Origin of the sequence: Cellulomonas cellasea (genome assembly GCF_006538745.1) — a bacterium.
GTDB lineage: Bacteria > Actinomycetota > Actinomycetes > Actinomycetales > Cellulomonadaceae > Cellulomonas_A > Cellulomonas_A cellasea.
This window is the reverse complement of sequence record NZ_BJLR01000019.1, coordinates 187,196-211,090: the sequence shown is the minus strand read 5'-3', so window position 1 is coordinate 211,090 and position 23,895 is coordinate 187,196. Positions and strand designations below refer to the sequence as shown.

General features: G+C 75.1%; 23 protein-coding genes. All 23 read left to right on the top strand.

Translation table 11 applies throughout. The features are described 5' to 3' along the window. The first annotated feature begins 17 nt into the window (after positions 1-17). Positions 18-716 carry a dihydroxyacetone kinase phosphoryl donor subunit DhaM gene (dhaM, locus tag CCE01nite_RS11625; RefSeq protein WP_141372409.1) on the top strand — a complete coding sequence of 233 codons (699 nt, stop codon included), beginning with the start codon at positions 18-20 and terminating at the stop codon, positions 714-716. Positions 717-812: 96 nt separating this feature from the next. Continuing rightward, positions 813-1,442, top strand: coding sequence for a TetR/AcrR family transcriptional regulator (locus tag CCE01nite_RS11620; RefSeq protein ID WP_246056480.1), 630 nt, complete (start codon positions 813-815; stop codon positions 1,440-1,442). An 87-nt stretch (positions 1,443-1,529) separates the two neighbouring features. Beyond that, entirely contained in the window at positions 1,530-3,278 is a 1,749-nt protein-coding gene (locus CCE01nite_RS11615; protein WP_141372385.1) for an MDR family MFS transporter, read from the top strand. Further along, on the top strand, positions 3,275-3,724 hold the full coding sequence (locus tag CCE01nite_RS11610; protein WP_141372384.1) for a DUF4233 domain-containing protein: 450 nt from the start codon (positions 3,275-3,277) through the stop codon (positions 3,722-3,724). Before CCE01nite_RS11615 ends, CCE01nite_RS11610 begins: the two co-directional genes overlap by 4 nt. A 33-nt stretch (positions 3,725-3,757) precedes the next feature. Further along, the gene (gene ndk, locus CCE01nite_RS11605; RefSeq protein WP_141372383.1) at positions 3,758-4,210 is read left to right on the top strand and encodes a nucleoside-diphosphate kinase; all 453 of its coding nucleotides are present in this window, start codon (positions 3,758-3,760) and stop codon (positions 4,208-4,210) included. A 149-nt stretch (positions 4,211-4,359) separates the two neighbouring features. After that, a complete protein-coding gene (smc, locus tag CCE01nite_RS11600; protein WP_141372382.1) occupies positions 4,360-7,932 on the top strand; it encodes a chromosome segregation protein SMC in 3,573 nt (1,190 codons plus the stop codon). Positions 7,933-8,098: 166 nt separating this feature from the next. Next, positions 8,099-8,428, top strand: coding sequence for a hypothetical protein (locus CCE01nite_RS11595; protein ID WP_034628514.1), 330 nt, complete (start codon positions 8,099-8,101; stop codon positions 8,426-8,428). A 116-nt stretch (positions 8,429-8,544) separates the two neighbouring features. Further along, positions 8,545-9,813 carry a signal recognition particle-docking protein FtsY gene (gene ftsY / locus CCE01nite_RS11590; protein ID WP_034628512.1) on the top strand — a complete coding sequence of 423 codons (1,269 nt, stop codon included), beginning with the start codon at positions 8,545-8,547 and terminating at the stop codon, positions 9,811-9,813. A 156-nt stretch (positions 9,814-9,969) separates the two neighbouring features. Then, positions 9,970-11,271 carry an ammonium transporter gene (locus tag CCE01nite_RS11585; protein WP_034628510.1) on the top strand — a complete coding sequence of 434 codons (1,302 nt, stop codon included), beginning with the start codon at positions 9,970-9,972 and terminating at the stop codon, positions 11,269-11,271. Then, positions 11,271-11,612 (top strand): P-II family nitrogen regulator, encoded by a 342-nt coding sequence (locus CCE01nite_RS11580; RefSeq protein ID WP_034628507.1) that lies wholly within the window; start codon positions 11,271-11,273, stop codon positions 11,610-11,612. The genes CCE01nite_RS11585 and CCE01nite_RS11580 overlap by 1 nt, the downstream gene beginning before the upstream one ends. Before the next feature lie 22 nt (positions 11,613-11,634). Then, a complete protein-coding gene (locus CCE01nite_RS11575; protein ID WP_034628504.1) occupies positions 11,635-13,434 on the top strand; it encodes a [protein-PII] uridylyltransferase in 1,800 nt (599 codons plus the stop codon). Positions 13,435-13,462: 28 nt separating this feature from the next. After that, positions 13,463-15,070: a signal recognition particle protein gene (ffh, locus tag CCE01nite_RS11570; protein WP_034628500.1), complete on the top strand. Its 1,608-nt coding sequence runs from the start codon at positions 13,463-13,465 to the stop codon at positions 15,068-15,070. Positions 15,071-15,103: 33 nt separating this feature from the next. Further along, a complete protein-coding gene (locus tag CCE01nite_RS11565) occupies positions 15,104-16,201 on the top strand; it encodes an amidohydrolase family protein (protein ID WP_034628548.1) in 1,098 nt (365 codons plus the stop codon). Positions 16,202-16,431: 230 nt separating this feature from the next. After that, positions 16,432-16,860, top strand: coding sequence for a 30S ribosomal protein S16 (gene rpsP, locus CCE01nite_RS11560; RefSeq protein WP_034628498.1), 429 nt, complete (start codon positions 16,432-16,434; stop codon positions 16,858-16,860). Continuing rightward, entirely contained in the window at positions 16,860-17,099 is a 240-nt protein-coding gene (locus CCE01nite_RS11555; RefSeq protein ID WP_034628495.1) for an RNA-binding protein, read from the top strand. The genes rpsP and CCE01nite_RS11555 overlap by 1 nt, the downstream gene beginning before the upstream one ends. A gap of 271 nt (positions 17,100-17,370) precedes the next feature. After that, positions 17,371-17,937, top strand: coding sequence for a ribosome maturation factor RimM (rimM, locus tag CCE01nite_RS11550; protein WP_034628491.1), 567 nt, complete (start codon positions 17,371-17,373; stop codon positions 17,935-17,937). Position 17,938: 1 nt separating this feature from the next. Further along, positions 17,939-18,781, top strand: coding sequence for a tRNA (guanosine(37)-N1)-methyltransferase TrmD (gene trmD, locus CCE01nite_RS11545; RefSeq protein WP_052103969.1), 843 nt, complete (start codon positions 17,939-17,941; stop codon positions 18,779-18,781). Between the two features lie 250 nt (positions 18,782-19,031). Then, positions 19,032-19,397 carry a 50S ribosomal protein L19 gene (gene rplS, locus CCE01nite_RS11540; RefSeq protein ID WP_034628537.1) on the top strand — a complete coding sequence of 122 codons (366 nt, stop codon included), beginning with the start codon at positions 19,032-19,034 and terminating at the stop codon, positions 19,395-19,397. Positions 19,398-19,567: 170 nt separating this feature from the next. After that, complete coding sequence (gene lepB, locus CCE01nite_RS11535) at positions 19,568-20,332, top strand: signal peptidase I (RefSeq protein ID WP_034628489.1); 765 nt, start codon at positions 19,568-19,570, stop codon at positions 20,330-20,332. Continuing rightward, complete coding sequence (gene rnhB / locus CCE01nite_RS11530; protein ID WP_084142601.1) at positions 20,329-21,252, top strand: ribonuclease HII; 924 nt, start codon at positions 20,329-20,331, stop codon at positions 21,250-21,252. Before lepB ends, rnhB begins: the two co-directional genes overlap by 4 nt. A 73-nt stretch (positions 21,253-21,325) precedes the next feature. Further along, a complete protein-coding gene (locus CCE01nite_RS11525; protein WP_034628486.1) occupies positions 21,326-21,649 on the top strand; it encodes a DUF2469 domain-containing protein in 324 nt (107 codons plus the stop codon). A 200-nt stretch (positions 21,650-21,849) separates the two neighbouring features. After that, positions 21,850-22,209: a YraN family protein gene (locus tag CCE01nite_RS11520; RefSeq protein ID WP_034628484.1), complete on the top strand. Its 360-nt coding sequence runs from the start codon at positions 21,850-21,852 to the stop codon at positions 22,207-22,209. Beyond that, the gene (locus CCE01nite_RS11515) at positions 22,206-23,744 is read left to right on the top strand and encodes a YifB family Mg chelatase-like AAA ATPase (RefSeq protein ID WP_034628481.1); all 1,539 of its coding nucleotides are present in this window, start codon (positions 22,206-22,208) and stop codon (positions 23,742-23,744) included. The genes CCE01nite_RS11520 and CCE01nite_RS11515 overlap by 4 nt, the downstream gene beginning before the upstream one ends. The last annotated feature ends 151 nt before the right edge of the window (positions 23,745-23,895 follow it).

Below are 23,895 nucleotides of genomic sequence, written 5' to 3'. Positions count from 1 at the left end.
CCGACCCCGCCGGCGCGGTGCGCGTCGGCCTCGTGCTCGTCTCGCACTCGGCCCTGCTCGCGCAGGGTGCCGTCGAGCTCGCGCGGCAGATGGCGCCCGACGTCGCGCTGCACGCGGCGGGCGGTGACGGGCACGGTGGCCTCGGCACGAGCTACGACGACGTCGAGAGAGCGGTCGCGGCGGCGACGGACGGGGGGCGCGCGGCGGTCGTGCTCGTCGACCTGGGATCCGCGCTGCTGACCACCGAGTCCGTCCTCGAGCTCGCCGACGAGGACGTCGCCGCGCGCGTGCGGGTCGCCGACGCACCGTTCGTGGAGGGTGCCGTCGCGGCGGCGGTCCGGGCGCAGACCGGCGGCTCGGCCGACGAGGTGCTCGCCGCCGCGGAGTCGGCCCCCGTCGGGCGCGGGCGGGTCGGCGAGACCGCCCCGGTGCTGCCCCGCGGCGCGCACGAGCCCCGCGCGCACCTGACCGCCGAGGTGACGCTGCGCAACGCCCTCGGGCTGCACGCCCGCCCGGCCGCCGTGCTCGCGCGGCTCGTGGGCGGGTTCGAGGCCGTGGTCACGGTCGACGGGGTCAACGCGGCGAGCGTTCTCGAGCTCATGAAGCTCGGCGTCACCGGCGGGCAGTCCGTCACGGTCACCGCGAGCGGGCCGCAGGCCCGTGCGGCGCTCGACGCGCTCGTCGCGGCGGTCGAGGGCGCCTTCGGCGAGGCCTGAGCCGCGCCGGCCGGGCGCGGTCGCGGGCGCGACTGCGACCCGCGTCGCCACGGCCTTCACCCGTTGCAAATCTGCAGGCGGTGTAAAGTTGCAGTCGTGCAGAAAGTCGACCTGGTCCCGGACGTCGAGCCGGACATGCCCGTAGGGCTCCGCGAGCGCAAGAAGCGTGCGCGCCGCGAGGCCCTGATCGACTCGACCCACCGCCTGGTCGCGCAGCACGGGCTCGACGCCGTGACCGTCGACGCGATCTGCGCGGACGCGGGCGTGTCCCCGCGCACCTTCTTCAACTACTTCGAGTCCAAGGACGACGCCGTGCTGGGCATCCAGCCGTGGTCGCTCGACGCCGGTGTCGCCGAGACGTTCGCGACCGGCGGCCCGACGGGACGGCTCGGCGCCGACCTCGAGGTCCTCGTGGCCGCGATGCTCGAGCACCCGATGATCAGCCACGACCGCTTCGCGACCGTCATGGAGCTCGCCCGCCAGGAGCCGCGGCTCCTCGTGCGGCAGATGGCCTGGATGGAGAACCACCGCGGGACCGTCCAGGGGCTCGTGGAGCGCCGCCTCGCCGGTGCCCACCCCGCACGCGTCGAGCTCCTCGGGATGCTCCTCATGATCGTCACGCGCGCGACGTTCGTCCGTTGGGACTCCGCGGGCGGCGCCGGCGACGCGCGCGAGCACCTGCCCGACGTCATGCACGACCTCCGCGCCGTCCTCGCGGACGACTGACCCGCCCGGGCCCGGCTCACCACGCGCCGCCCGGCGTACCACGCACCACCACGCACCCGCCCCGCACGCACCCACGAAGAGGTCCGCATGTCCACCGCACCCCCGTCGACGGCGCCCGACAAGCCGCTCGTCGTCCTCACCCAGCGCACCGTCTGGCTCATCTTCGGCGCGCTCATGGCGAGCATGTTCCTGTCCTCGCTCGACCAGTCGATCGTCGGCACCGCGATGCCCACGATCGTCGGCGAGCTCGACGGGGTCGAGCACCAGGGCTGGGTCGTGACCTCGTACATCCTCGCGATCGCGATCGTCATGCCGCTCTACGGCAAGTTCGGTGACCTCTGGGGCCGGCGCTGGCCGTTCCTCGTCGCGATCGGGCTCTTCACCGTGGCGTCGGCCGGCGCCGGCTTCGCCGGGTCGTTCGGCGAGCTCGTGTTCTGGCGCGGGATCCAGGGCCTCGGCGGCGGCGGCCTCATGATCCTGTCGCAGGCGATCATCGCGGACATCGTGCCCGCCAAGGAGCGCGGCAAGTACATGGGCCCGATGGGCGCGCTGTTCGGCATCGCGGCCGTGATCGGCCCGCTGCTCGGCGGCCTGTTCACCGACCACCTCGACTGGCGCTGGTGCTTCTGGATCAACATCCCGATCGGCGTCGCGGCGTTCGTGACCGCGTGGTTCACGCTGAAGCTCCCGAGCCACCGCTCGGGCAAGAAGATCGACGTCGCCGGGATCTTCCTCATGGTCGTCGCGACCTCGGGCCTCGTCCTGCTCACGAGCTGGCAGAGCTGGAGCGGCAACCGCTCCTACGACTGGTCCGACGCCGGGCTGCTCGGCCTGACCGCCCTGACGCTCGTCTCGGCCGTCGTGTTCGTGCTCGTCGAGCAGCGTGCCGCCGAGCCGCTGCTCCCGCTGCACCTGTTCCGGAACCGGACGTTCACGATCGCGACGACGGTCGGCCTGATCATCGGCATGGGCATGTTCGCGGCCCTCGCGTTCCTGCCGACGTTCCTGCAGATGGCGACCGGCGCCGGGGTCACCGAGTCCGGCTTCCTCATGCTCCCGATGATGGTCGGCGTCATGATCACTGCGATCGGCTCCGGCATCGCGATCACGCGCACCGGGCGCTACCGCATGTACCCGATCGTCGGCATGGCGGTCGCGACGCTCGGCCTGATCTGGCTCACGCGCCTCACCGGGACGATGTCCATGTGGCTGTTCGGCGCGATGATCTTCGTGCTCGGCGCGGGCCTGGGCCTCGTGATGCAGACGATCGTGCTCGCGGTGCAGAACTCGGTCGACCCGCACGAGATCGGGACGGCGACGAGCGCGAACAACTTCTTCCGCGAGATCGGTGCGGCGGTCGGCACGGCACTGTTCAGCACGATCTTCACGACGCGGCTGACCGACCGGCTCGTGCCCGTGCTGGGCGAGGCCCCGGCCGGCGGGGGTGGCGGCGCGCACGGCGGCGAGTCGTCCCTGACCCCCGCGGTCGTCGCGGAGCTCCCGGACGCCGTGCGGGACGGCGTGGTGACGGCCTACGCCGACGCGCTCGCCCCGGCGTTCTGGTACCTCGTGCCGCTCGTGGCGCTCGCGTTCGTCCTCACGCTGTTCCTGCGCGAGGTGGCGCTCTCCGACGTCGCCGGCATGGTGGCGCGCGGCGAGGCGGTCGAGGACCCGGCGAAGGCCGCCGTGCTCGACGCGGCGGCCGCACCCTCGGCGCAGGCGCTCACCGAGCCCGACGGGTCGGCCGAGCCCCACCGTGCCGCGGGCGCCGAGGCGTCCGGCGGCGACCCGGGCGCGCGGGCCGAGCGCGAGGACGCCGGTAACCTGGCGCGATGACGTCCCCGGAGCCGACCCTCCCGGAGCCGACCTCGGCGCAGCCCGCTGCGCCGGGGTCGATCCGTCGCAAGCGACCGGCGCGGCAGCAGTTCGCCTCGACGATCCTCCTGCTCGAGGCGTTCCTCGTGCTGTTCGCGACGCTCGTCGCGTACGGCCTCGCGAACGCCGGCTCGGGCCCGCTGCCGCCGTCGGCCGTGTGGGTCGCGGGCGGGGTGCTCATGCTCGTGCTCGTCGTGCTGTCCCGGCTGCCGGGACGCCCGGGCGGATACGTCGCCGGGTCGGTCGTGCAGGTCGTCGTGCTCGCGATGGGCTTCGTCGTCCCGATGATGTTCGTGGTCGGCGGCGTGTTCGTGGTGCTGTGGGTCGTGAGCCTGCGGCTCGGGGGCCGCATCGACCGCGAGCGCGCCGAGTGGGACGCCGCCCACCCGGGTCAGGTCAGCGGGTGAACCGCGCGGGCGTCGCCCGTTAGGGTCGGTGCCATGACGCAGACCGCACCCCAGGCCGACGCCCCGCAGACCGAACGCACCCTCATCCTCGTCAAGCCCGACGGCGTCCGCCGGGGCCTCGCGGGGGAGATCCTGCGCCGCGTCGAGGCCAAGGGCTACACGCTCGTCGCCGTCGAGCTGCGGACCGCCGACGACGCGCTGCTCGGCGCCCACTACGCCGAGCACGAGGGCAAGCCGTTCCTCGCCCCGCTCGTCGACTTCATGAAGTCCGGCCCGGTGCTCGCGGTCGTCGCCGAGGGCCAGCGCGTCATCGAGGGCTTCCGGACGCTCGCCGGCGCGACCGACCCGACCGTCGCGCCCCCCGGCACGATCCGCGGGGACCTCGGGCGCGACTGGGGCCTCAAGGTCATCCAGAACCTCGTGCACGGCTCGGACTCGGTCGAGTCGGCGCAGCGCGAGATCGGGCTCTGGTTCCCCTCGCTCTGACACCCTCGCCCTCCGGGGCGTCGACGCACCGACGCTGCCCGCCTGCGGCTCACCGGGCCGGTCCGCACCCGCACGCGCGGGGGAGCGGGCCGGCCCGGCGCGTCGGCGGGGTCCCCGGGGGTCCGCTCCCGAGCACCTAGGCTCGGGGCGTGCACCTCAAGACCCTGACCCTGCGGGGGTTCAAGTCGTTCGCCTCGGCGACGACGCTGAGCTTCGAGCCGGGCGTCACGTGCGTCGTCGGCCCCAACGGCTCGGGCAAGTCGAACGTCGTCGACGCGCTCGCGTGGGTCATGGGGGAGCAGGGCGCCAAGTCGCTGCGCGGCGGCAAGATGGAGGACGTCATCTTCGCCGGCACTGCGGGCCGCGCCCCGCTGGGCCGCGCGGAGGTCGCGCTCACGATCGACAACACCGATGGCGCGCTGCCGATCGAGTACTCCGAGGTCACGATCTCCCGGACGCTGTTCCGCAACGGCGGCTCCGAGTACGCGATCAACGGTCAGGGCTGCCGCCTGCTCGACATCCAGGACCTGCTCTCGGACTCGGGCCTGGGCCGCGAGATGCACGTCATCGTCGGCCAGGGCCAGCTCGACGCGGTCCTGCGCGCGACGCCCGAGGAGCGGCGCGGCTTCATCGAGGAGGCCGCCGGGGTCCTCAAGCACCGCAAGCGCAAGGACAAGGCGCTGCGCAAGCTCGAGGCCATGCAGGCGAACCTCACGCGGCTCGGCGACCTGACCGCGGAGATCCGCCGCCAGCTCGGCCCGCTCGGACGCCAGGCCGAGGTCGCGCGCAAGGCCCAGGTCGTGCAGACGGACCTGCGCGACGCGCGCGCCCGCCTCCTCGCCGACGACCTCGCGCAGCTGTCCGCGACCCTCGAGCAGGAGATCGCGGACGAGTCGGCGCTGCGGGCCCGGCGCACCGAGGTCGAGGCGACGCTCGCGGAGGCCCGCGCGCGGCTCACGACGCTCGAGCGCGAGGCCGCCGAGGCCGCCCCGGCGCTGAGCGAGGCGAGCGAGGTCTGGTACCGGCTGTCGTCGCTGCGCGAGCGTCTGCGCGGCACCGCGACGCTCGCGGGCGAGCGGGTCCGGCTGCTCGGCAGCGCGGGGCCGGAGCGTGCGGGCGGCTCGGACCCCGACGACCTCGCGGCCCAGGCCGAGCGGGTGCGCGCCGCCGAGGCGGAGCTCGTCGCGGAGGTCGAGCTCGCGCGCGCGGCGCTCGAAGCCGCAACCCGCGACCGGGCGGACACGGAGGCGGCCGCGACGGCGGCGGAGAAGCAGCTCGCGACGGCGCTGCGCGGTGCGGCGGACCGCCGGGAGGGGCTCGCGCGCCTCGCCGGCCAGGTCGCGGCCCGCCGCAGCCGGCTCGAGGCCACCGAGGCGGAGATCGGCCGCCTGCGCACGACGCTCGCCGAGGCGGAGCGCCGCGGGCACCAGGCGACGACCGAGTTCGCGGCGCTCGAGACGCAGGTCGCGGGCGTCGAGGAGGGCGAGGAGGGGCTCGACGCGGAGCACGAGGCCGCCGCCGACGCCGTCGAGGAGACCGCCGCACGCCTGGCCGCGCTCGAGGAGGCCGTCACGGCGGCGGACCGGCAGCGCACCGCGCTCGACTCGCGCATCGAGACCCTCGAGCTCAGCCTGCTGCGCAAGGACGGCGCCGGGGCGCTGCTCGCGGCGGACGGGCTGCCCGGCACCATCGGGTCGCTCGCGGCGTTGCTCGAGGTCGCCCCGCGCGACGAGGACGCGGTCGTCGCGGCGCTCGGCCACCTCGCCGACGCCGTCGCGGTCGAGTCGGTCGACGCGGCGGTCGACGCGATCCGCCGCCTGCGCACCGACGACGCCGGGCGCGCGACGCTCGTCGTCGGGGGCGCGCCGGCCCCGGGTGACCCGCTCACCGCGGGGGTCGTCCCCGACGGCGCGGACCGCGCGGTCGACCTCGTCACGGCCCCCACGAGCGTGCGCTCGTCGCTCGACCGCCTGCTCGCGGACGTCGTGGTCGTCGACGACCTGGCCGCCGCTCGCGCGGTCGTCGCCGCCCACCCCCACCTCGTGGTCGCGACCCGGACGGGCGACGTGCTCGCGCGCGACCGGGCGTCCGGCGGCTCGGCCACGGCCCCGAGCGCGCTGCACCTGCAGCAGGCGCTCGACGAGGCCCGCACCGGCTCGGCGGCGGCCACCTCGGCGGGCGAGCGCGCCCGCTTCGAGCTCACCGCGGCCCGCGAGGCGCACGCCGCGGCGCAGGCCCGCTACGACGAGACCCTCGACCGGCTCAACCAGTCCGACGCTGCGCTCGCCGCGGTCGCCGAGCAGCTGGGCCACCTCGGGGCGACCGCCCGGGCGGCGCGCGCCGAGGCCGAGCGGGTCCAGGCGTCGCTCGACGCGGCGACCGCGACGCTCGCGGTCGGCGCCGACGAGCTCGCGGAGCTCACCGAGCGGCTCGCCGCCGCCGAGACCGAGCCGGCCGAGACCGAGGCCGCGATCGCCGAGGGCACCGCCGACCGCGACCGCCTCGCCGGGCTCGCGACCGCCGCGCGCGCCCGCGAGACCGAGGCGCGCCTGACGCTGCGCACGAGCGAGGAGCGGGCCCGGGCGCTCTCCGGCCGGGCCGAGTCGCTCGAACGGGCCGCCCGGGCCGAGCGCGCCGCGCGCGAGCGGGCCGCCGAGCGCGAGCGGGCCCGCGTGCGGCAGGCCCGGCTGGCCCATGCGGTGCGCGCGGGTGCCGAGCAGGCGCTCACCGCGCTCGAGGGCTCCCTCGCGCGCGCGGCGGACGAGCGTGCGGCGGCCGAGGCGGCACGCACGGAGCGCGAGGCGGCGTTGACGCAGGTCCGCGCGGAGGTCGAGCAGCGCACGAAGGAGCTCGCGGAGCTGACGGACGTCGCCCACCGCGACGAGGTCGCCCGCGCCCAGCAGCTCCTGCGCATCGAGCAGCTCCAGACCCGCGCGGTCGAGGACCTCGGGCTCGACCCCGCCGTGCTGCTCGAGGAGTACGGGCCGCATCGCGGCGTCCCCGTCGTGCTCGCGCCCGGCGCCGAGCCGGACCCCGAGGCGCCGACCGAGGTGCCGTACGTGCGCGAGCAGCAGGAGAAGCGGCTGCGGGGCGCCGAGCGCGCGCTGTCGCTGCTCGGCCGCGTCAACCCGCTCGCGCTCGAGGAGTTCGCCGCGCTCGAGGAGCGCCACAAGTTCCTCGTCGAGCAGCTCGCGGACCTCAAGCGGTCGCGCGCCGACCTGCTCGAGATCGTCCGCGAGATCGACGAGCGCGTCGAGCAGGTGTTCACCGACGCATACCGCGACACCGCGGCGGCGTTCGACGTCGTGTTCCCGCGCCTGTTCCCCGGCGGTGAGGGTCGCCTCGTGCTCACCGACCCCGCGAACATGCTCACGACCGGCATCGAGGTCGAGGCGCGGCCCGCGGGCAAGAAGGTCAAGCGCCTGTCGCTGCTCTCGGGCGGCGAGCGCTCGCTCACCGCGGTGGCCCTGCTGGTCGCGATCTTCAAGGCGCGCCCGAGCCCGTTCTACGTCATGGACGAGGTCGAGGCCGCGCTCGATGACGCGAACCTGGGCCGGCTCCTCGAGATCTTCCGCGAGCTGCAGGAGGACTCCCAGCTCATCGTCGTGACGCACCAGAAGCGCACGATGGAGATCGCCGACGCGCTGTACGGCGTGACCATGCGCGGCGACGGCGTGACGACCGTGATCAGCCAGCGCATGCGCGAGGACGTCTCGGCCTGAGCGGCGTGCCGGCGGGCCCGACAGCGCCGCCGGGCGTCGATCCACGGCCCGTCCGGCGGCGTCCCGCGCCGCGTCGTTGCGCCGGTCGCGTGAAGGTTGTGTGGCGTTGCGCACAGACCGCGCGGCAGCCCGGGACGCGGCCACGTGAGAGCCCGATAATGATCCCATGACTGCGCTGATCGTCTGGACCCTCGTCGCGCTCGTCGCCGCAGGCGTCGTCGCGCTGGTGGCCAGCGCCACGAGCAACGGCGCTGACCCCTCCTTCCTCCGTGACCTGCGCGCCGGCCTGGCCGCGCGCCGCGACCCCGCGTCCGCGCGCCTGGACGCCGAGCTGTTCGACGCCGAGCCCGTCGACGTGCCGCTCGACGAGTTCCTGCTCGCGACCCAGGTCGACGAGGACGGCTACCTGCACGTCGACGAGCTGCGCGACACGCTCGGCAAGGCCAAGCAGAAGGCCGTCCGCTCGGTGCACGAGCTCACGCGGCGTCCCGTCTGACCCTGCCGGACGCGACCGCGACGTCCCCGCGCCGCACCGGAGCCGAGCAGCGCCGAGCCGTGGCGTCCCGGAGCCGACCCGCGCCGGAGCCGTGCCGGTGCTGAGAGACTGATCCCGTGGACAACGACCTCCTGACAGCCCTGTTCGTCGGCGTGCCCGTCCTCGCGGCGATCGCCGGGGTGCTCGTCGCGCGCCGCCGCCGCCCGGGCTCCGGCCCGCGGCCCGGTGCCCCGGACGACGCCGCACGCGCCGGACGCGGCGGGGGAGCCGCCGAGCCGTCCGGGGGCGCCGGCACCACGACGCTCGAGCGCCCACCCGTCGCGCCGGGCACCACGACCGCCGCGGAGGACCTCGAGGTCGTCCCGGACCTCGACGAGGTCGTCGGCTTCGAGGTCCCGGCGCCCGCCGCCGGGCGTCTCGCGCGCCTCCGGGACCGCCTCGCCCGCTCGGGCTCGCCGCTCGGCACGCGCCTGCTCGCGGTCCTCTCGCGCGACCACCTCTCCGAGGACGACTGGGACGAGCTCGAGGAGACGCTGCTCCTCGCCGACATGGGCGCGGGCCCCGCGGGCGAGCTGATCGACGCGCTGCGCACCCAGGTCCGCGTGCAGGGCGTCAAGGACCCGGCGCACGTCCGGGTGCTGCTGCGCGAGCAGCTCGTCGCGCTCGTCGACCCGACCCTCGACCGCTCGCTCGCGACGACCCCGCCGTCGGCGCTCGCGGCGGCGGTGGCCGGCGACGCCGACGAGGACACCGACGGCGCCGCCCGCCCGCACGTGCCCGCCGTCGTGCTCGTCGTGGGCGTCAACGGCACCGGCAAGACCACGACCGTCGGCAAGCTCGCGCGTGTCCTGGTCGCGGAGGGGCGCACCGTCGTCCTCGGTGCCGCGGACACGTTCCGGGCCGCCGCCGCCGACCAGCTCGAGACCTGGGGCTCGCGGGTCGGCGTACCGACCGTCCGCTCGGACCGCGACGGCGCCGACCCCGCCGCGGTCGCGTTCGACGCGGTCCGCACCGGCGTGCGCGAGCAGTTCGACGTCGTCCTCGTCGACACCGCGGGCCGCCTGCAGAACAAGGCAGGCCTCATGGACGAGCTCGGCAAGATCACGCGCGTCATCACGCGCGAGGCGCCGCTCTCCGAGGTCCTGCTGGTGCTCGACGCCACGACCGGCCAGAACGGCCTCAACCAGGCCAAGGTCTTCGCCGAGGTCGCGGGGGTCACCGGCATCGTCCTGACCAAGCTCGACGGGACCGCCAAGGGCGGCATCGTCGTCGCGGTCCAGCGCCAGCTCGGGGTGCCCGTCAAGCTCGTCGGCCTCGGCGAGGGGCCCGACGACCTGGCCCCGTTCGACCCCGAGGACTTCGTCGACGGACTCCTCCAGGTCTGACCCGGTTCCTGGACCTCTGCCCAGCACGAAACGCAACGTTTACGTGGGGGGCGGCGCTGTCACGTGCGCGTAACCCGTCCGGCCTCCCGGTGAAACTCCCCTCCCCGAAGGTTGTGCCCGACCCGGCCGCCCGGCTGGCGAAGGAAGGCAATCCAGATGGAAGAGTTTGTGCTGGACACGGGCAACACAGCATGGATGCTGACTGCCGCGTCGCTGGTGCTGCTGATGACGCCGGGTCTGGCGTTCTTCTACGGCGGCATGGTGCGGGGCAAGAGCGTCCTCAACATGATGATGATGAGCTTCGGCGCGATCGGCGTCGTCTCCCTCATCTGGGTCCTCTACGGCTACTCCGGGACCTTCGGCACGGACGTCGCCGGGTTCTTCGGCAACCCGTTCGACTTCTTCGGCCTCGCGGGCATGACCGACGAGGACAGCCTGATGAAGGCGACCGGCGTCCCGGCGCTCGTCGCGGTCGGCTACCAGGCGACGTTCGCGATCATCACCGTCGCGCTCATCTCGGGTGCCATCGCGGACCGCACGAAGTTCTCGACGTGGCTCGCGTTCACCGCCGTCTGGGTCACGGTCGTCTACATCCCGCTCGCGCACATGGTGTGGGGCGGCGGCCACCTCGGCGCCGAGGGCATCACGAGCGGGCTCTCGACGCCCATCGACTTCGCCGGCGGCACGGTCGTGCACATCAACGCCGGTGTCGCGGGCCTCGTGCTCGCCCTCGTGATCGGCAAGCGCCGCGGCTTCGCCAAGGAGCCCATGCGCCCGCACAACCTCCCGTTCGTCATGCTCGGTGCGGCGCTGCTGTGGTTCGGCTGGTTCGGCTTCAACGCGGGCTCGGAGTTCGGCGCGGACAACGTCTCGGGCCGCGCCTGGGTCAACACGCTCGTCGCCACGGCCGTCGCGATGCTCGCCTGGCTCCTCACCGAGAAGTTCCGTGACGGTCATGCCACGTCGCTCGGTGCCGCGTCCGGTGTCGTCGCCGGCCTCGTCGCGATCACCCCGGCCGCCGCGGCTGTCGACACGTTCGGCGCCATCGCGATCGGCGCGGTCGCGGGTGTGCTGTGCGCCCTCGCGGTCGGCCTGAAGTTCCGGTTCGGCTACGACGACTCGCTCGACGTCGTCGGCGTCCACCTCGTCGGCGGCCTCGTCGGGACGGTCCTCATCGGCCTGTTCTCGACGGACGCCAACTCGACCTGGTATCCCGACGGTGCGCTGAACGGCCTGTTCTACGGCGGCGGCCTGACGCAGCTCGGCACGCAGGTTCTCGTCGCCCTCGCGGCGATGGTCTTCAGCGGCCTCGCGACCCTGGTCATCGCCCTGATCCTCAAGGCGACGATGGGCTGGCGCGTGAGCGACGAGGCCGAGGTCGGCGGCGTCGACCTGGCGGTGCACGGCGAGACGGCGTACGAGACCCTGGGTGCCCGCATCATTACGGAGGTGAAGTGATGACCAAGCTCGTCACAGCAGTCATCCAGCCGCACCGGCTGGACGACGTGAAGTCGGCGCTCGAGGCGGCCGGTGTCCGGGGCCTGACGGTGAGCGAGGCGAGCGGCTACGGCCGGCAGCGCGGCCACACCGAGGTCTACCGCGGTGCGGAGTACACGGTCGACCTGGTCCCGAAGGTCAAGATCGACGTCCTGGTCTCCGACGAGGACGCCGCGACGGTCACCGAGGTCATCGTCAAGGCCGCGCAGACCGGCAAGATCGGCGACGGGAAGGTCTGGGTCGTGCCGGTCGAGGACGTCGCGCGGGTCCGCACCGGCGAGCACGGCGCGGACGCGCTCTGAGCCGGGCAGCAGACACCAGCAGATGACGCAGTCACGGTCGCCCGCAGGGGGCGCGGCCGGCGACGGGTCGCCCGAGGCCCCGCGCCCCTCGACAGGGGTGCGGGGCCTCCGGGCGGAACGGCTCGCGCTCGCCGCCGGTCTCACCGGCCCGGGCAGCGACGGGGTCGCACGCCGGGTCGCCGGGGTCGAGCTCGTCCACCGCCGGCTCGCGGAGCTGTGGGACGAGGCCACCGCGGGCCGCGACGTCAGCGGGATCGCGCTCGGCGCCGTCGGCAGCGTCGGGCGCGGGGACGCGAGCCCGGTCAGCGACCTCGACCTGCTGCTCGTGCACGAGGGGCGCGGGCACTCCGCGGAGGAGGTCTCGGCGCTCGCGCAGCGGCTCTGGTACCCGATCTGGGACGCGGGCCTCGACCTCGACCACTCGGTGCGCTCGCTCGCGCAGTGCCGCCAGGTCGCCTCGAAGGACCTGCCGGCGGCGGTCGGGCTGCTCGACCTGGTCCCCGTCGCGGGCGACCACCTCGTCGTGCACCGCGCGAAGTCGGCGCTGCTCGCGGACTGGCGCTCGGCGGCCCGCCGGCGGCTGCCCGAGCTGCTCGCGTCGACCCGGCAGCGCGCCGAGCGCCACGGCGAGCTCGCCTACCTCATCGAGCCGGACCTCAAGGAGGCCCGGGGCGGGATCCGCGACGCCGTCGTCCTCTCGGCGCTCGCCGCGACGTGGCTCACGGACCGCCCGCACGGCGCGGTCGACAACGCGTACGCGCACCTGCTCGACGTGCGCGACGCGGTCCAGGTCGCGACGCGCCGGCACACCAACCGCCTGCTCGCCGCCGACCAGGACGAGGTCGCGGCGCTCACCGGCTTCGACGACCGCGACGACCTGCTCGCGAGCCTCGCGGAGGCGGGCCGGATCATCTCCTACGCGCTCGACTCGACGGTCCGCAACGCGCGCCAGGCGCTGCAGCGCCCGCTCGTGCGCCGTCCCGTGCTCGTGCGGGGCCGGCGGGGGGCGCCGCTGCTGCGGCCGATCGGGGAGGGGCTCGTCGAGCACGACGGCGAGATCGTGCTCGCCGTCGACGCGCGCCCGGCCCTCGACCCGATCCTGTCGCTGCGCGCCGCCGCGACCGCCGCCCGCACGGGCCTGCCCCTCTCGCCGGTCACCGTCGCGAGCCTCACGCAGACCCCGCCGCTGCCGAGGCCGTGGCCCAAGGCCGCCCGGACGTCGTTGCTCCAGCTGCTCGGGTCGGGGCACGCGCAGGTCCCGGTCTGGGAGGCGCTCGACCTGGCGGGCGTCGTCACGACGTGGATCCCCGAGTGGGCCGGGGTGCGCAACCGCCCGCAGCGCTCGGCGATCCACCGCCACACGGTCGACCGGCACCTCGTCGAGACCGTCGCGCTCGCGAGCCGGGACAAGCGCAGCGTCGAGCGCAGCGACCTGCTGCTGCTCGCGGCACTGCTGCACGACATCGGCAAGCGCGCCGGCGCAGGGGACCACTCGACCGAGGGGGCCCGGCTCGCGGGGCCGATCGTGCTGCGGATGGGCTTCAGCGAGCAGGACGCCGACGACGTGGCACGCCTCGTCCGGCACCACCTGACGCTCGCCGACCTCGCGACGACGGCGGACCCGGACGACCCCGCGACGACGGACCGGCTGCTCGAGGCGGTCGACCACCGGGCCGACCTGCTCGGGCTGCTGCGCTCGCTCACGGAGGCCGACGCGACCGCCGCGGGGCCGACCGCGTGGAGCGCCTGGCGCGAGCGGCTCGTCGACGCCGCGACGGCGCGGGCGGGCGACCGGCTGGCAGGTACCCTGGACCGTCCGTGATCGGCGAGGAGAGCGTGAGGATCGAGCGGTGTTCGCCACCCTGTCCGACAGACTGACATCCACCTTCAAGAACCTGCGCACCAAGGGCAAGCTGTCCGAGGCGGACATCGACGCCACCGTGCGCGAGATCCGCCGGGCCCTGCTCGATGCCGACGTCGCCGTCCCCGTCGTGCGCGCGTTCACCGGCGCGGTGCGCGAGCGTGCGCTCTCGGCCGAGGTCTCGGGTGCGCTGAACCCCGCGCAGCAGGTCGTCAAGATCGTCAACGACGAGCTCGTCTCGATCCTCGGCGGCCAGAACCGGCCGCTGCGCCTCGCGAAGACCCCGCCGAGCGTCATCATGCTCGCGGGCCTCCAGGGTGCGGGCAAGACGACGCTCGCGGGCAAGCTCGCGCTGCACCTGCGTGGCCAGGGGCACACCCCGCTGCTCGTCGCCGCGGACCTCCAGCGGCCCAACGCCGTGACGCAGCTCGAGGTCGTCGGTCAGCGCGCCGGCGTGCCGGTCTTCGCCCCGCACCGCGGCAACCAGGGGAGCGAGGACCTCTCGGGGATCGCAGGCGGCGACCCGGTCGCGGTCGCGCGCGAGGGCCTCGCGACGGCACGCGCGCGCCAGCACGACGTGGTGATCGTCGACACCGCCGGGCGCCTCGGCGTCGACGCGGACCTCATGCAGCAGGCCGCCGACATCCGCGACGCGGTCAGCCCCGACGAGATCCTCTTCGTGATCGACGCGATGATCGGCCAGGACGCCGTCGCGACCGCGCAGGCGTTCGCCGAGGGTGTCGACTTCACCGGCGTGGTCCTGTCGAAGCTCGACGGCGACGCGCGCGGTGGTGCCGCGCTCTCGGTCGCGAGCGTCACGGGCCGGCCCATCCTGTTCGCGTCGACGGGCGAGAAGCTCACCGACTTCGAGGTCTTCCACCCCGACCGGATGGCGTCGCGCATCCTCGACATGGGTGACGTGCTGACCCTCATCGAGCAGGCCGAGAAGGCGTTCGACGCCGACCAGGCCGAGGCGATGGCCGGCAAGCTCGCGAGCGGCGAGGACTTCACGCTCGAGGACTTCCTGCAGCAGATGCAGGCCATGAAGAACATGGGCTCGATGAAGAAGATGCTCGGCATGCTGCCGGGCATGGGCCAGATGCGGGAGGCGCTCGAGAACTTCGACGAGCGCGAGGTCGACCGCATCGAGGCGATCATCCGGTCGATGACGCCCGCCGAGCGCCGCAGCCCCAAGATGATCAACGGCTCCCGGCGCTCGCGCATCGCGCGCGGCTCCGGCACGACGGCGACCGACGTCAACCAGCTCCTCGACCGGTTCGAGGGCGCGCAGAAGATGATGAAGCAGATGGCGCGCGGCGGCGGCATGCCGATGCCCGGCATGGGGAACCTGCCCGGCATGGGTGGCAAGAAGTCGCGCGGTCGCGTCGCACCGCCCGCGCGCAAGGCCAAGGGCAAGTCGGGCAACCCCGCGAAGCGCGCCGAGCAGGAGCGTCTGGCGGCGGACCGGGCGGCCGGGACGACCCCGCGCGCGCCGCAGGGCTCCGCGTTCGGCCTCGGCCAGCCTGCCGCGCCGGAGCAGGTCGACCCCGCCGCGCTCCAGCTGCCGCCCGGCCTGGACAAGCTGCTCGGGCGCTGACGTGCTCCTCGCGCCGACGTGGGCCGGACGCCCGTGACCGCCGCGCCCGTGCTGCACCTGCGCGGCACCGTCGTCCTGGACGACGAGCGCGAGGTGGGGGAGGCGTGGGTCGTCGGCGGGCGGCTCACGCTCACGCGCCCGTCGGCGACGGACGTCGAGGTGCTCGACGGGGTCGCGGTGCCCGGGCTCGTGGACGTGCACTGCCACATCGGGCTCGCCGCGGACGGACCCGTCGACGCGGCCACCGCGGAGCAGCAGGCCGTGGCCGACCGCGACTCGGGGGTGCTGCTCGTGCGCGACGCTGGGTCGCCCGCCGACACCTCGTGGGTGCACGGGCGCACCGACCTGCCGCGCCTGATCCGGGCCGGCCACCACCTCGCGCGTCCGAAGCGGTACCTGCGCCACTACGGTCGCGAGCTCGCCGACGTCACGGAGCTGCCCGCGGCGGTCGCCGAGGAGGCCCGGCGCGGCGACGGCTGGGTCAAGCTCGTCGCCGACTGGATCGACCGCGACCTGGGCGCCGACGGTGACCTGCGCCCGCTGTGGCCGGCCGACGTGCTCGCCGAGGCGGTGGCCGCCGCGCACGCCGAGGGTGCCCGGGTGACCGCGCACACGTTCGCGACCGAGTCCGTCGACGCGCTGCTCGACGCGGGGGTCGACTGCCTCGAGCACGCGACCGGCGCGACGCCCGAGCAGATCGCGCGGCTCGCGGCGGACGGCGTGCCCGTGACCGCGACGCTGCTCCAGGTCGCGCAGTTCGAGGCGATCGCCGCCCAGGCGGTGAGCTATCCCCTGTTCGCCGCGCGCATGCGCCGCCTGCACGCGCGCCGGTACGACCAGGTGCGCGACCTGCACGACGCCGGCGTCCCGGTCCTCGTCGGGACCGACGCGGGCGGGACGATCGCGCACGGGCGGATCGCCGACGAGACGCGCGAGATGGTGCGCGCGGGGATCCCGGCCGCGGACGTGGTCGCCGCGGCGAGCTGGCGGACCCGCGCGTGGCTCGGGGTCGAGGCGCTCGACGAGGGCGCGAGCGCCGACCTCGTGGTGTACGCGACCGACCCGCGCACCGACGTCGACGTGCTCGCGGCGCCGTCGGCCGTCGTGCTGCGGGGCGTCCGGGTCCGCTGAGCGGTCGGGGCCGGGCGCTCGCGCGGGAGCGCGGCCCCGCCGAACCCGCCGTCGGGGCTCGCGCCCGGCACGGTTGGGAGCCGGGCCCGACGTCTGGCAGAATGCATCCCTGTACTCGGCGCGCCCGGACCCTCTAACCGCCGCGACCGTGTCCTTCCGGTCGGACGAGCCCCTCTCCCCACGAGCGGGCGCGCCCGACCACCACAGCAGAAACCAGGAGAGACCACACTGTGGCCACCAAGATCCGTCTGAAGCGCATGGGCAAGATCCGCGCGCCGTACTACCGCGTCGTCGTCGCGGACTCGCGCACCAAGCGTGACGGCCGCGTCATCGAGGAGATCGGCAAGTACCACCCCACCGAGGAGCCGTCGCTCATCGACATCTCCTCCGAGCGTGCGCAGTACTGGCTCGGGGTCGGCGCGCAGCCGAGCGAGCAGGTCCTCGTGCTCCTCAAGGTCACGGGTGACTGGCAGAAGTTCAAGGGCCTCCCGGGCGCCGAGGGCACGCTGCGCGTGAAGGCCCCGAAGGTCGACCCGAGCACGGCCATCGAGGCCGCCGCGAAGGACGCCGAGAAGGTCAAGGCGAACGCGTCCGAGAAGAAGGCTGCCGCGAAGGCCGAGGCGCCCGCCGCCGACGCCACCGAGGACGAGCAGGCCTGATGCTCGACGACGCGCTCGAGCACCTCGTGCGGGGCATCGTCGACCACCCGGACGACGTGCAGGTCCGCACGAAGACCCTGCGTCGCGGTGAGCTGCTCGAGGTCCGGGTGCACCCGGACGACCTCGGTCGGGTCATCGGGCGCGGCGGTCGCACGGCGCGTGCGCTGCGCACCGTCGTCGGCGCGCTCTCGACGGAAGGCCCGGTCCGGGTCGACGTCGTGGACGTCGACCGCCGCTGAGCTGTCGACCACCGACCGCACCGAGAGGCCCGGCCCCTACCCTGGGGCCGGGCCTCTCGGCGTCCCGGGCCGTCGCGCGTCGCTTGTCCGCACCACCCGCCGGGCCGCCGCGCGGTCCGCACCACCCGCCAGTCCGCACCACCGGCCGGTCCGCACCCCCCGGTCCGCACCCCCGGCCGGGACGCCGGCCCGCACCACCCGGTCGTCGCACCCGCGCCGGCCCGCACCACCCGGTCGCGCGTGCCGCGCGTCCGCCCCGGAAGGAACCTGGATGCTGCTGACCGTCGCGAGGATCGTGCGGGCCCACGGGCTGCGGGGCGAGGTCGCGCTCGACCTGCGCACCGACGCGCCCGACGAGCGCCTGGCGGTCGGGACCGTCCTCGTCACCGAGCCCGCGTCGGCGGGGCCGCTCACGGTCGCCGGCACGCGCGTCCAGCACGACCGCTGGTTCGTCACGTTCGCCGAGGCGTCCGACCGCACCGCGGCGGAGGCGCTGCGCGGCGTCGACCTGCTCGCCGAGGAGGACGGCTCCGACGACGAGGACGCGTGGTACCCGCACGAGCTCGCGGGCCTGCGCGCCGAGCACGTCGACGGCACGCTGCTCGGCGAGGTCGTCGGGCTCGAGCACCTGCCCGCGCACGACCTCCTCGTCGTCCGCGAGCCCTCGGGGGAGCGCACGCTCGTGCCGTTCGTCCGGGCGATCGTGCCGGTCGTCGACGTGCCGGGCGGGCGCGTCGTCCTCGACCCGCCGGCGGGGCTCATGGCGTCCGACGCCGAGAACATGGTCGTGAGCGACGAGACGAGCGGCGCGCCGCAGCCGACCGGCGACGAGGACTGACGTGCGCATCGACGTCGTCACGATCTTCCCGGAGTACCTCGCGCCGCTCGACCTCTCGCTCGTCGGCAAGGCCCGCACCGCCGGGCTCCTCGACCTGCGCGTGCACGACCTGCGCGCGTGGACGACCGACCGGCACCGCACCGTCGACGACACGCCGTTCGGTGGCGGCGCCGGGATGGTCATGCGGCCCGACGTGTGGGGGACCGCGCTCGACGAGGTGCTCGCCGGGGGCGGGCACCTGCTCGTGCCGACGCCCTCGGGCGCGCCGCTGACCCAGCGCACCGCGGAGCGGCTCGCGGGCGAGGAGCACCTCGTCGTCGCGTGCGGTCGCTACGAGGGGATCGACGCGCGGGTCGCCGAGCACTACCGCACGGTGCCGGGCGTGCAGGTCAGCGAGTTCTCGCTCGGCGACTACGTGCTCAACGGGGGAGAGGTCGCGGCGCTCGTGCTGGTCGAGGCGGTCGCGCGGCTGCTGCCGGGCGTCGTCGGGAACCCCGCCTCGCTCGTCGAGGAGTCGCACGGCGCCGCGGGGCTGCTCGAGTACCCCGTGTACACGAAGCCGCCGAGCTGGGCGGGCCTCGACGTCCCCGAGGTCCTGCTCTCGGGTCACCACGCGCGCATCGAGCGGTGGCGGCGCGACGAGGCGCTCGTCCGCACGGCGGCCCGCCGTCCCGACCTCGTGCGGGCGCTCGACGCCGACGGGCTCGACGCGCACGACCGCACGGTGCTCGCGGAGGCGGGCTGGGTCGTCGTCGACGGGCGACTGGCACCGGCTCCTGCGCCCGCGACCGCTGCGCCCGCGACCGCCACGCCCGGGGCGCCCGAGGACGTGCCCCCCGCCTGAGCCCCGCCTGTGCCCGGCACCGTTTACGGTCGTTCGCGCACGTGTGGCAGACTGGTCCGTTGGTGCGCACCGGCTGCGTCTCTGCCACAGGGGAGACGACCACGGCCGCTCGTGCCCGGTTCTCCGGGTCCGACGCACCGTCCATGAGCCATCGGGACGCCCGCACGGCCGACGCAGACCCCGGTCTGACGGTCGACGGAGCGCCCTCGACGACGCGTCTGACCTGTGGCAGCGCGAGAGAGTGAACACCATGCACACGCTGGACCCCGTCGACGCAGCCTCGCTGCGCTCCGACATCCCTGCCTTCCGCCCGGGCGACACCCTCAAGGTGAACGTCAAGGTCGTCGAGGGCAACCGCTCCCGCATCCAGGCGTTCCAGGGCGTCGTGATCTCGCGTCACGGCGGCGGCGTCGGCGAGACCTTCACGGTCCGCAAGGTCAGCTTCGGCGTCGGCGTCGAGCGCATGTTCCCCGTGCACTCGCCCAGCCTGGAGTCGATCGAGGTCGTCACCCGCGGTGACGTGCGGCGCGCCAAGCTCTACTACCTGCGTGCCCTTCGCGGCAAGAAGGCGAAGATCAAGGAGAAGCGCGACGCGGTGCCGGCCAAGAAGGGTTGACGCACCTCGCACGGCTCGCACGGGCGGTCACCGGTCTCGGTGGCCGCCCGTCGGCGTCCCCGCCCCCGCGCGCTCACGGGGCACCCCGGCACCGTGCCGCCCCGTGGTCGGGCGCGACCGGCCGGTGGGACGTCGTGCTCGGACCGGCCGAGGCATGGAAGAGTGGTCGGGTGACCGACCAGGACGCCGCGGAGCGTGACGACACGATCTTCCCCGAGGGCAGCCGGAACCAGCGGCGCGACCACGAGCGCAGGTCCGGGCGGAGCTCGGGCCTCGCGTGGCTGCGCGAGTCGGTGATCATCCTGGTCAGCGCGCTCCTGCTGTCGCTGATCGTCAAGACGTTCCTCGTGCAGGCGTTCTTCATCCCCAGCGAGTCCATGCACGAGACGCTCATCGAGGGCGACCGCGTGCTCGTCAGCAAGCTCCGGCCCGGACCGTTCGACCTGCGCCGCGGCGACATCGTGGTGTTCAAGGACCCCGGCGGCTGGCTCAGCGGCGCGACGGCGCCCCAGCCCAGCGAGGCGCGCAAGGTCGTCAACGAGGCCCTCACGTTCGTCGGGCTCCTGCCGCAGGACGCGGGCGAGCACCTCATCAAGCGCATCATCGGCCTGCCCGGCGACCACGTCGCGTGCGAGGGTGACGGCGCCCCCGTGACGGTCAACGGCGTCCCGATCGAGGAGCCGTACCTCGCCCCGGGCGCCGTCCCGAGCATCAGCGCGTTCGACATCACCGTGCCCGAGGGCACGCTCTGGCTCATGGGCGACAACCGCGGCGCGTCCGCGGACTCGCGCGCCAACATGGGCTCGCCCGGCGGCCCCTACATGCCCGTCGAGAACGTCGTCGGCACCGCGTTCGTGACCGTCTGGCCCTTCGACCGCGCCGGGACGCTCACGAACCCCACCGACACGTTCGCGGCCGTGCCGGACCCCGCATGACGCTGGTCGACCTCGCCGGCACGGCACCGGCGGTGCAGCCGGGACAGCGCGACCCGCTCGGCGCCGCGCTGCTCGAGGACGCGCCGGCGCACGACGACCTCGGCACCGGCGCCCCGACTCCGCCCAAGAGCGGCCCGCGCACGCCCGCGACCCGCGCTGCGGCCCCGCGGACCCCCGCGACCCGCCCGGCGCCGACCCTGCGCCACGAGCGCACGCTGCTGCGCTCGGGCGCGCTGCTCGTGGCCGGGATGGACGAGGTCGGCCGGGGCGCGCTCGCCGGGCCCGTGAGCGTCGGCGTCGTCGTGGTCGACGCCAGCACGCGCGCGTGCCCGCCGGGCGTCACCGACTCGAAGCTGCTCAGTCCCGCCGCACGCTCCGCCCTCGTGCCGGCCCTGCGCCGGTGGGGGATCGCGCGCGCCGTCGGGCACGCGTCGTCGGACGAGATCGACGCGATCGGCATCATCGCGGCCCTGCGCCTCGCCGGGTCCCGTGCGCTGCGCGTCGTCGCGCAGGAGGTCGGACCGGTCGACGCGGTCGTGCTCGACGGGTCGCACAACTGGCTCACGCCGCCCGCGCAGGGCGCGCTGTTCGAGGCCGACCCGGAGGAGGACGCGGACGCGGCGGCCCGACGGGCTGCCGCGGACGACGAGATCGAGGCGCTGGGCTTCGCGCCGCGCGTGCGCATGATGGTCAAGGCGGACCGGACGTGCGCGAGCGTCGCCGCCGCGAGCGTGCTCGCCAAGTGCGAGCGCGACGAGACCATGACGACGCTGGCCCGCGAGCACCCGCTCTACGGCTGGGAGTCCAACAAGGGGTACGGCTCGAGCGACCACGTCGCCGCGCTGCGCCTGCACGGCCCGAGCCCGCTGCACCGGGTGAGCTGGCGCCTGCCGCTCGACGAGTGCGCGGCGGGCGGGTGAACCTCGCCCGAGGTGCGGCCGCGAGCGAGGCCCGGCGCGCAGGACGCGCCCGACGATGGGGGATGATGACCCGGTGAGTGCGGAAGACCTCGAGAACTACGAGACGGACATGGAGCTCGCGCTCTACCGCGAGTACCGGGACGTGGTCGGGCTCTTCTCGTACGTCGTGGAGACCGAGCGGCGGTTCTACCTCGCCAACCAGGTCGACCTGCAGGTGCGGTCGGCCGCGGGCGAGGTGTACTTCGAGCTCGCGCTCGCGGACGCCTGGGTGTGGGACGTGTACCGCTCGGCGCGCTTCGTGAAGTCGGTGCGCGTCGTGACGTTCAAGGACGTCAACGTCGAGGAGCTCGCGAAGGCCGAGCTGGACCTGGGCGGGGGCCCCGGCTTCTCGCGCTGACCCGCGCGACGCCCTGCGTGGCGTCCGCTCCTGCTGTGGCGTGTCGCCGTGTCCGGGTCCGCGTCCGGCTCGGTGGCCGCGACGTGGAAGGTCGCGGCCCACCCACAGCCCGGCGTCCTCGTCGTGCATCGGGCGCTCCGGAACGCACCGGTCCCGGCCGCCCCGGTGGTCCGCGAGCGTGTGCGGCGGAGGTGGTCGCCATGCGGGCGAAGGACGCGGTCGGCAGGTACGGGGAGGACGTCGCGGCGGCATGGGCGCGCGACGCCGGGTGGACGGTGCTCGACCGGAACTGGCGGGGCGACGGCGGTGAGCTCGACCTCGTCGCGCTCGACGGCGACGAGCTGGTCGCCGTCGAGGTCAAGACCCGGCGCAGCACGGCGTTCGGACACCCCGCCGAGGCCGTGACCGCGCGCAAGCTCGCGCGCGTCCGGCGACTGACAACGCAGTGGCTCGTGGCGCACGACACCCGCCCGGCGTCGGTGCGGATCGACGTGATCGCGATCCTGCTGCGCCGCGGTCAGCCCCTCGTGCTCGAGCACCTCGCGGGAGTCGTCCGGTGACGCTCGGGCGCACGCTCGGTGTCTCGCTGCGCGGGCTCACGGGGCACGTCGTCGAGGTCGAGGCGCACCTGGCCGCCTCGCTCCCGGCGTTCACGCTCGTCGGGCTGCCCGACGCCGCGCTCGCGGAGGCGCGCGACCGCGTGCGGGCGGCCGTCACGTCGAGCGGGCTCGCGTGGCCGAACCGGCGGATCACGGTCAACCTGTCGCCCGCGACGCTGCCCAAGTCCGGCTCGGCGTTCGACCTCGCGATCGCCGTCGCGACGCTCGCCGGCGCCGGGCTCGTGCGTCCGGAGGCGGTGTCCGGGCTCGTGCACCTCGGGGAGCTCGGGCTCGATGGGCGGCTGCGGCCCGTCCGCGGCGTCCTGCCCGCCGTCGCCGCCGCAGTGCAGGCCGGCCACGCCGACGTCGTCGTCCCCGTGGCCAACGAGGCGGAGGCGCTGCTCGTGCCCGGCGCGCGCGTCGTCGGGGCGCGCAGCCTCGCGGAGGTGGCCCACCGGTACGGCGCGGACCTGGACGTCCCCGACGTCGTCGCCGTCGGTGCCGAGCACCTCGAACCGGGGTCCTCCGGGCCGGCCGCCGACCTCGCGGACGTGCTCGGGCAGGACGAGGCCCGCGTCGCGCTCGAGGTCGCCGCGGCGGGCGGGCACCACCTGCTCATGGTCGGGCCGCCCGGCGCCGGCAAGACGATGCTCGCCGCACGGCTGCCGGGCCTCCTGCCCGACCTCACCGAGGCCGAGGCGGTCGAGGTCACCGCCGTGCACTCCGTCGCGGGGACGTTCGACCCCCGCGGCGGCCTCGTGCGCCGTCCGCCGTACGAGGACCCGCACCACACCGCGACGCCCGCGAGCATCGTGGGCGGCGGCTCCGGCGTGCCCCGCCCCGGTGCCGCATCCCGGGCGCACCGCGGGGTGCTGTTCATGGACGAGGCGCCCGAGTTCTCCACCGCCGTCCTCCAGACGCTGCGCCAGCCGCTCGAGCACGGCGAGCTGGTCCTGCACCGGGCGGCCGGGGTCGCGCGCTACCCGGCGCGCTTCCAGCTCGTCATGGCGGCGAACCCGTGCCCGTGCGGGCGCGCCGTCGGCAAGGGGCTCGACTGCACGTGCCGCTCGGAGCAGCGCCGGCGCTACTTCAGCAAGCTCTCGGGCCCGCTGCTCGACCGCGTCGACCTCCAGGTGGACGTGCAACCGGTGTCGCGCGCAGCGCTCGCGAGGGCGTCCGCGGCCGAGAGCACCGCGACCGTCGCCGCCCGCGTCGCGCAGGCGCGCGCGGCGCAGTCGGAGCGGTTGTCCGGGACGCCATGGCGCACGAACGCGGACGTGCCGGGCGGATGGCTGCGGGCGCGGCTCGGACCCGACCGCCGCCTCGTCGTGGACCTCGACCACGCGTTCGACCGCGGCCTGCTCAGCCTGCGCGGTGTCGACCGGGTGCTGCGCGTCGCGTGGACGCTGGCGGACCTCGCGGGCCGGACGGCACCGACCCGTACCGACGTCGGCCAGGCGCTGCTGCTTCGCACCCGCGGGCAGGCGACCACATGACCGGGGGCAGGGCGGGCGGGGCCCACGAGGCGCGCGCGCGGGTTGCGGACCGGGGGAGCGCGGCCGGCGAGACGGCGACGGCGGCGGCCGGGGACCGGAGGAGGGAGGTGGACGAGACGCTGGCGCGGGCTGCCGACCGGGGGAACGAGGT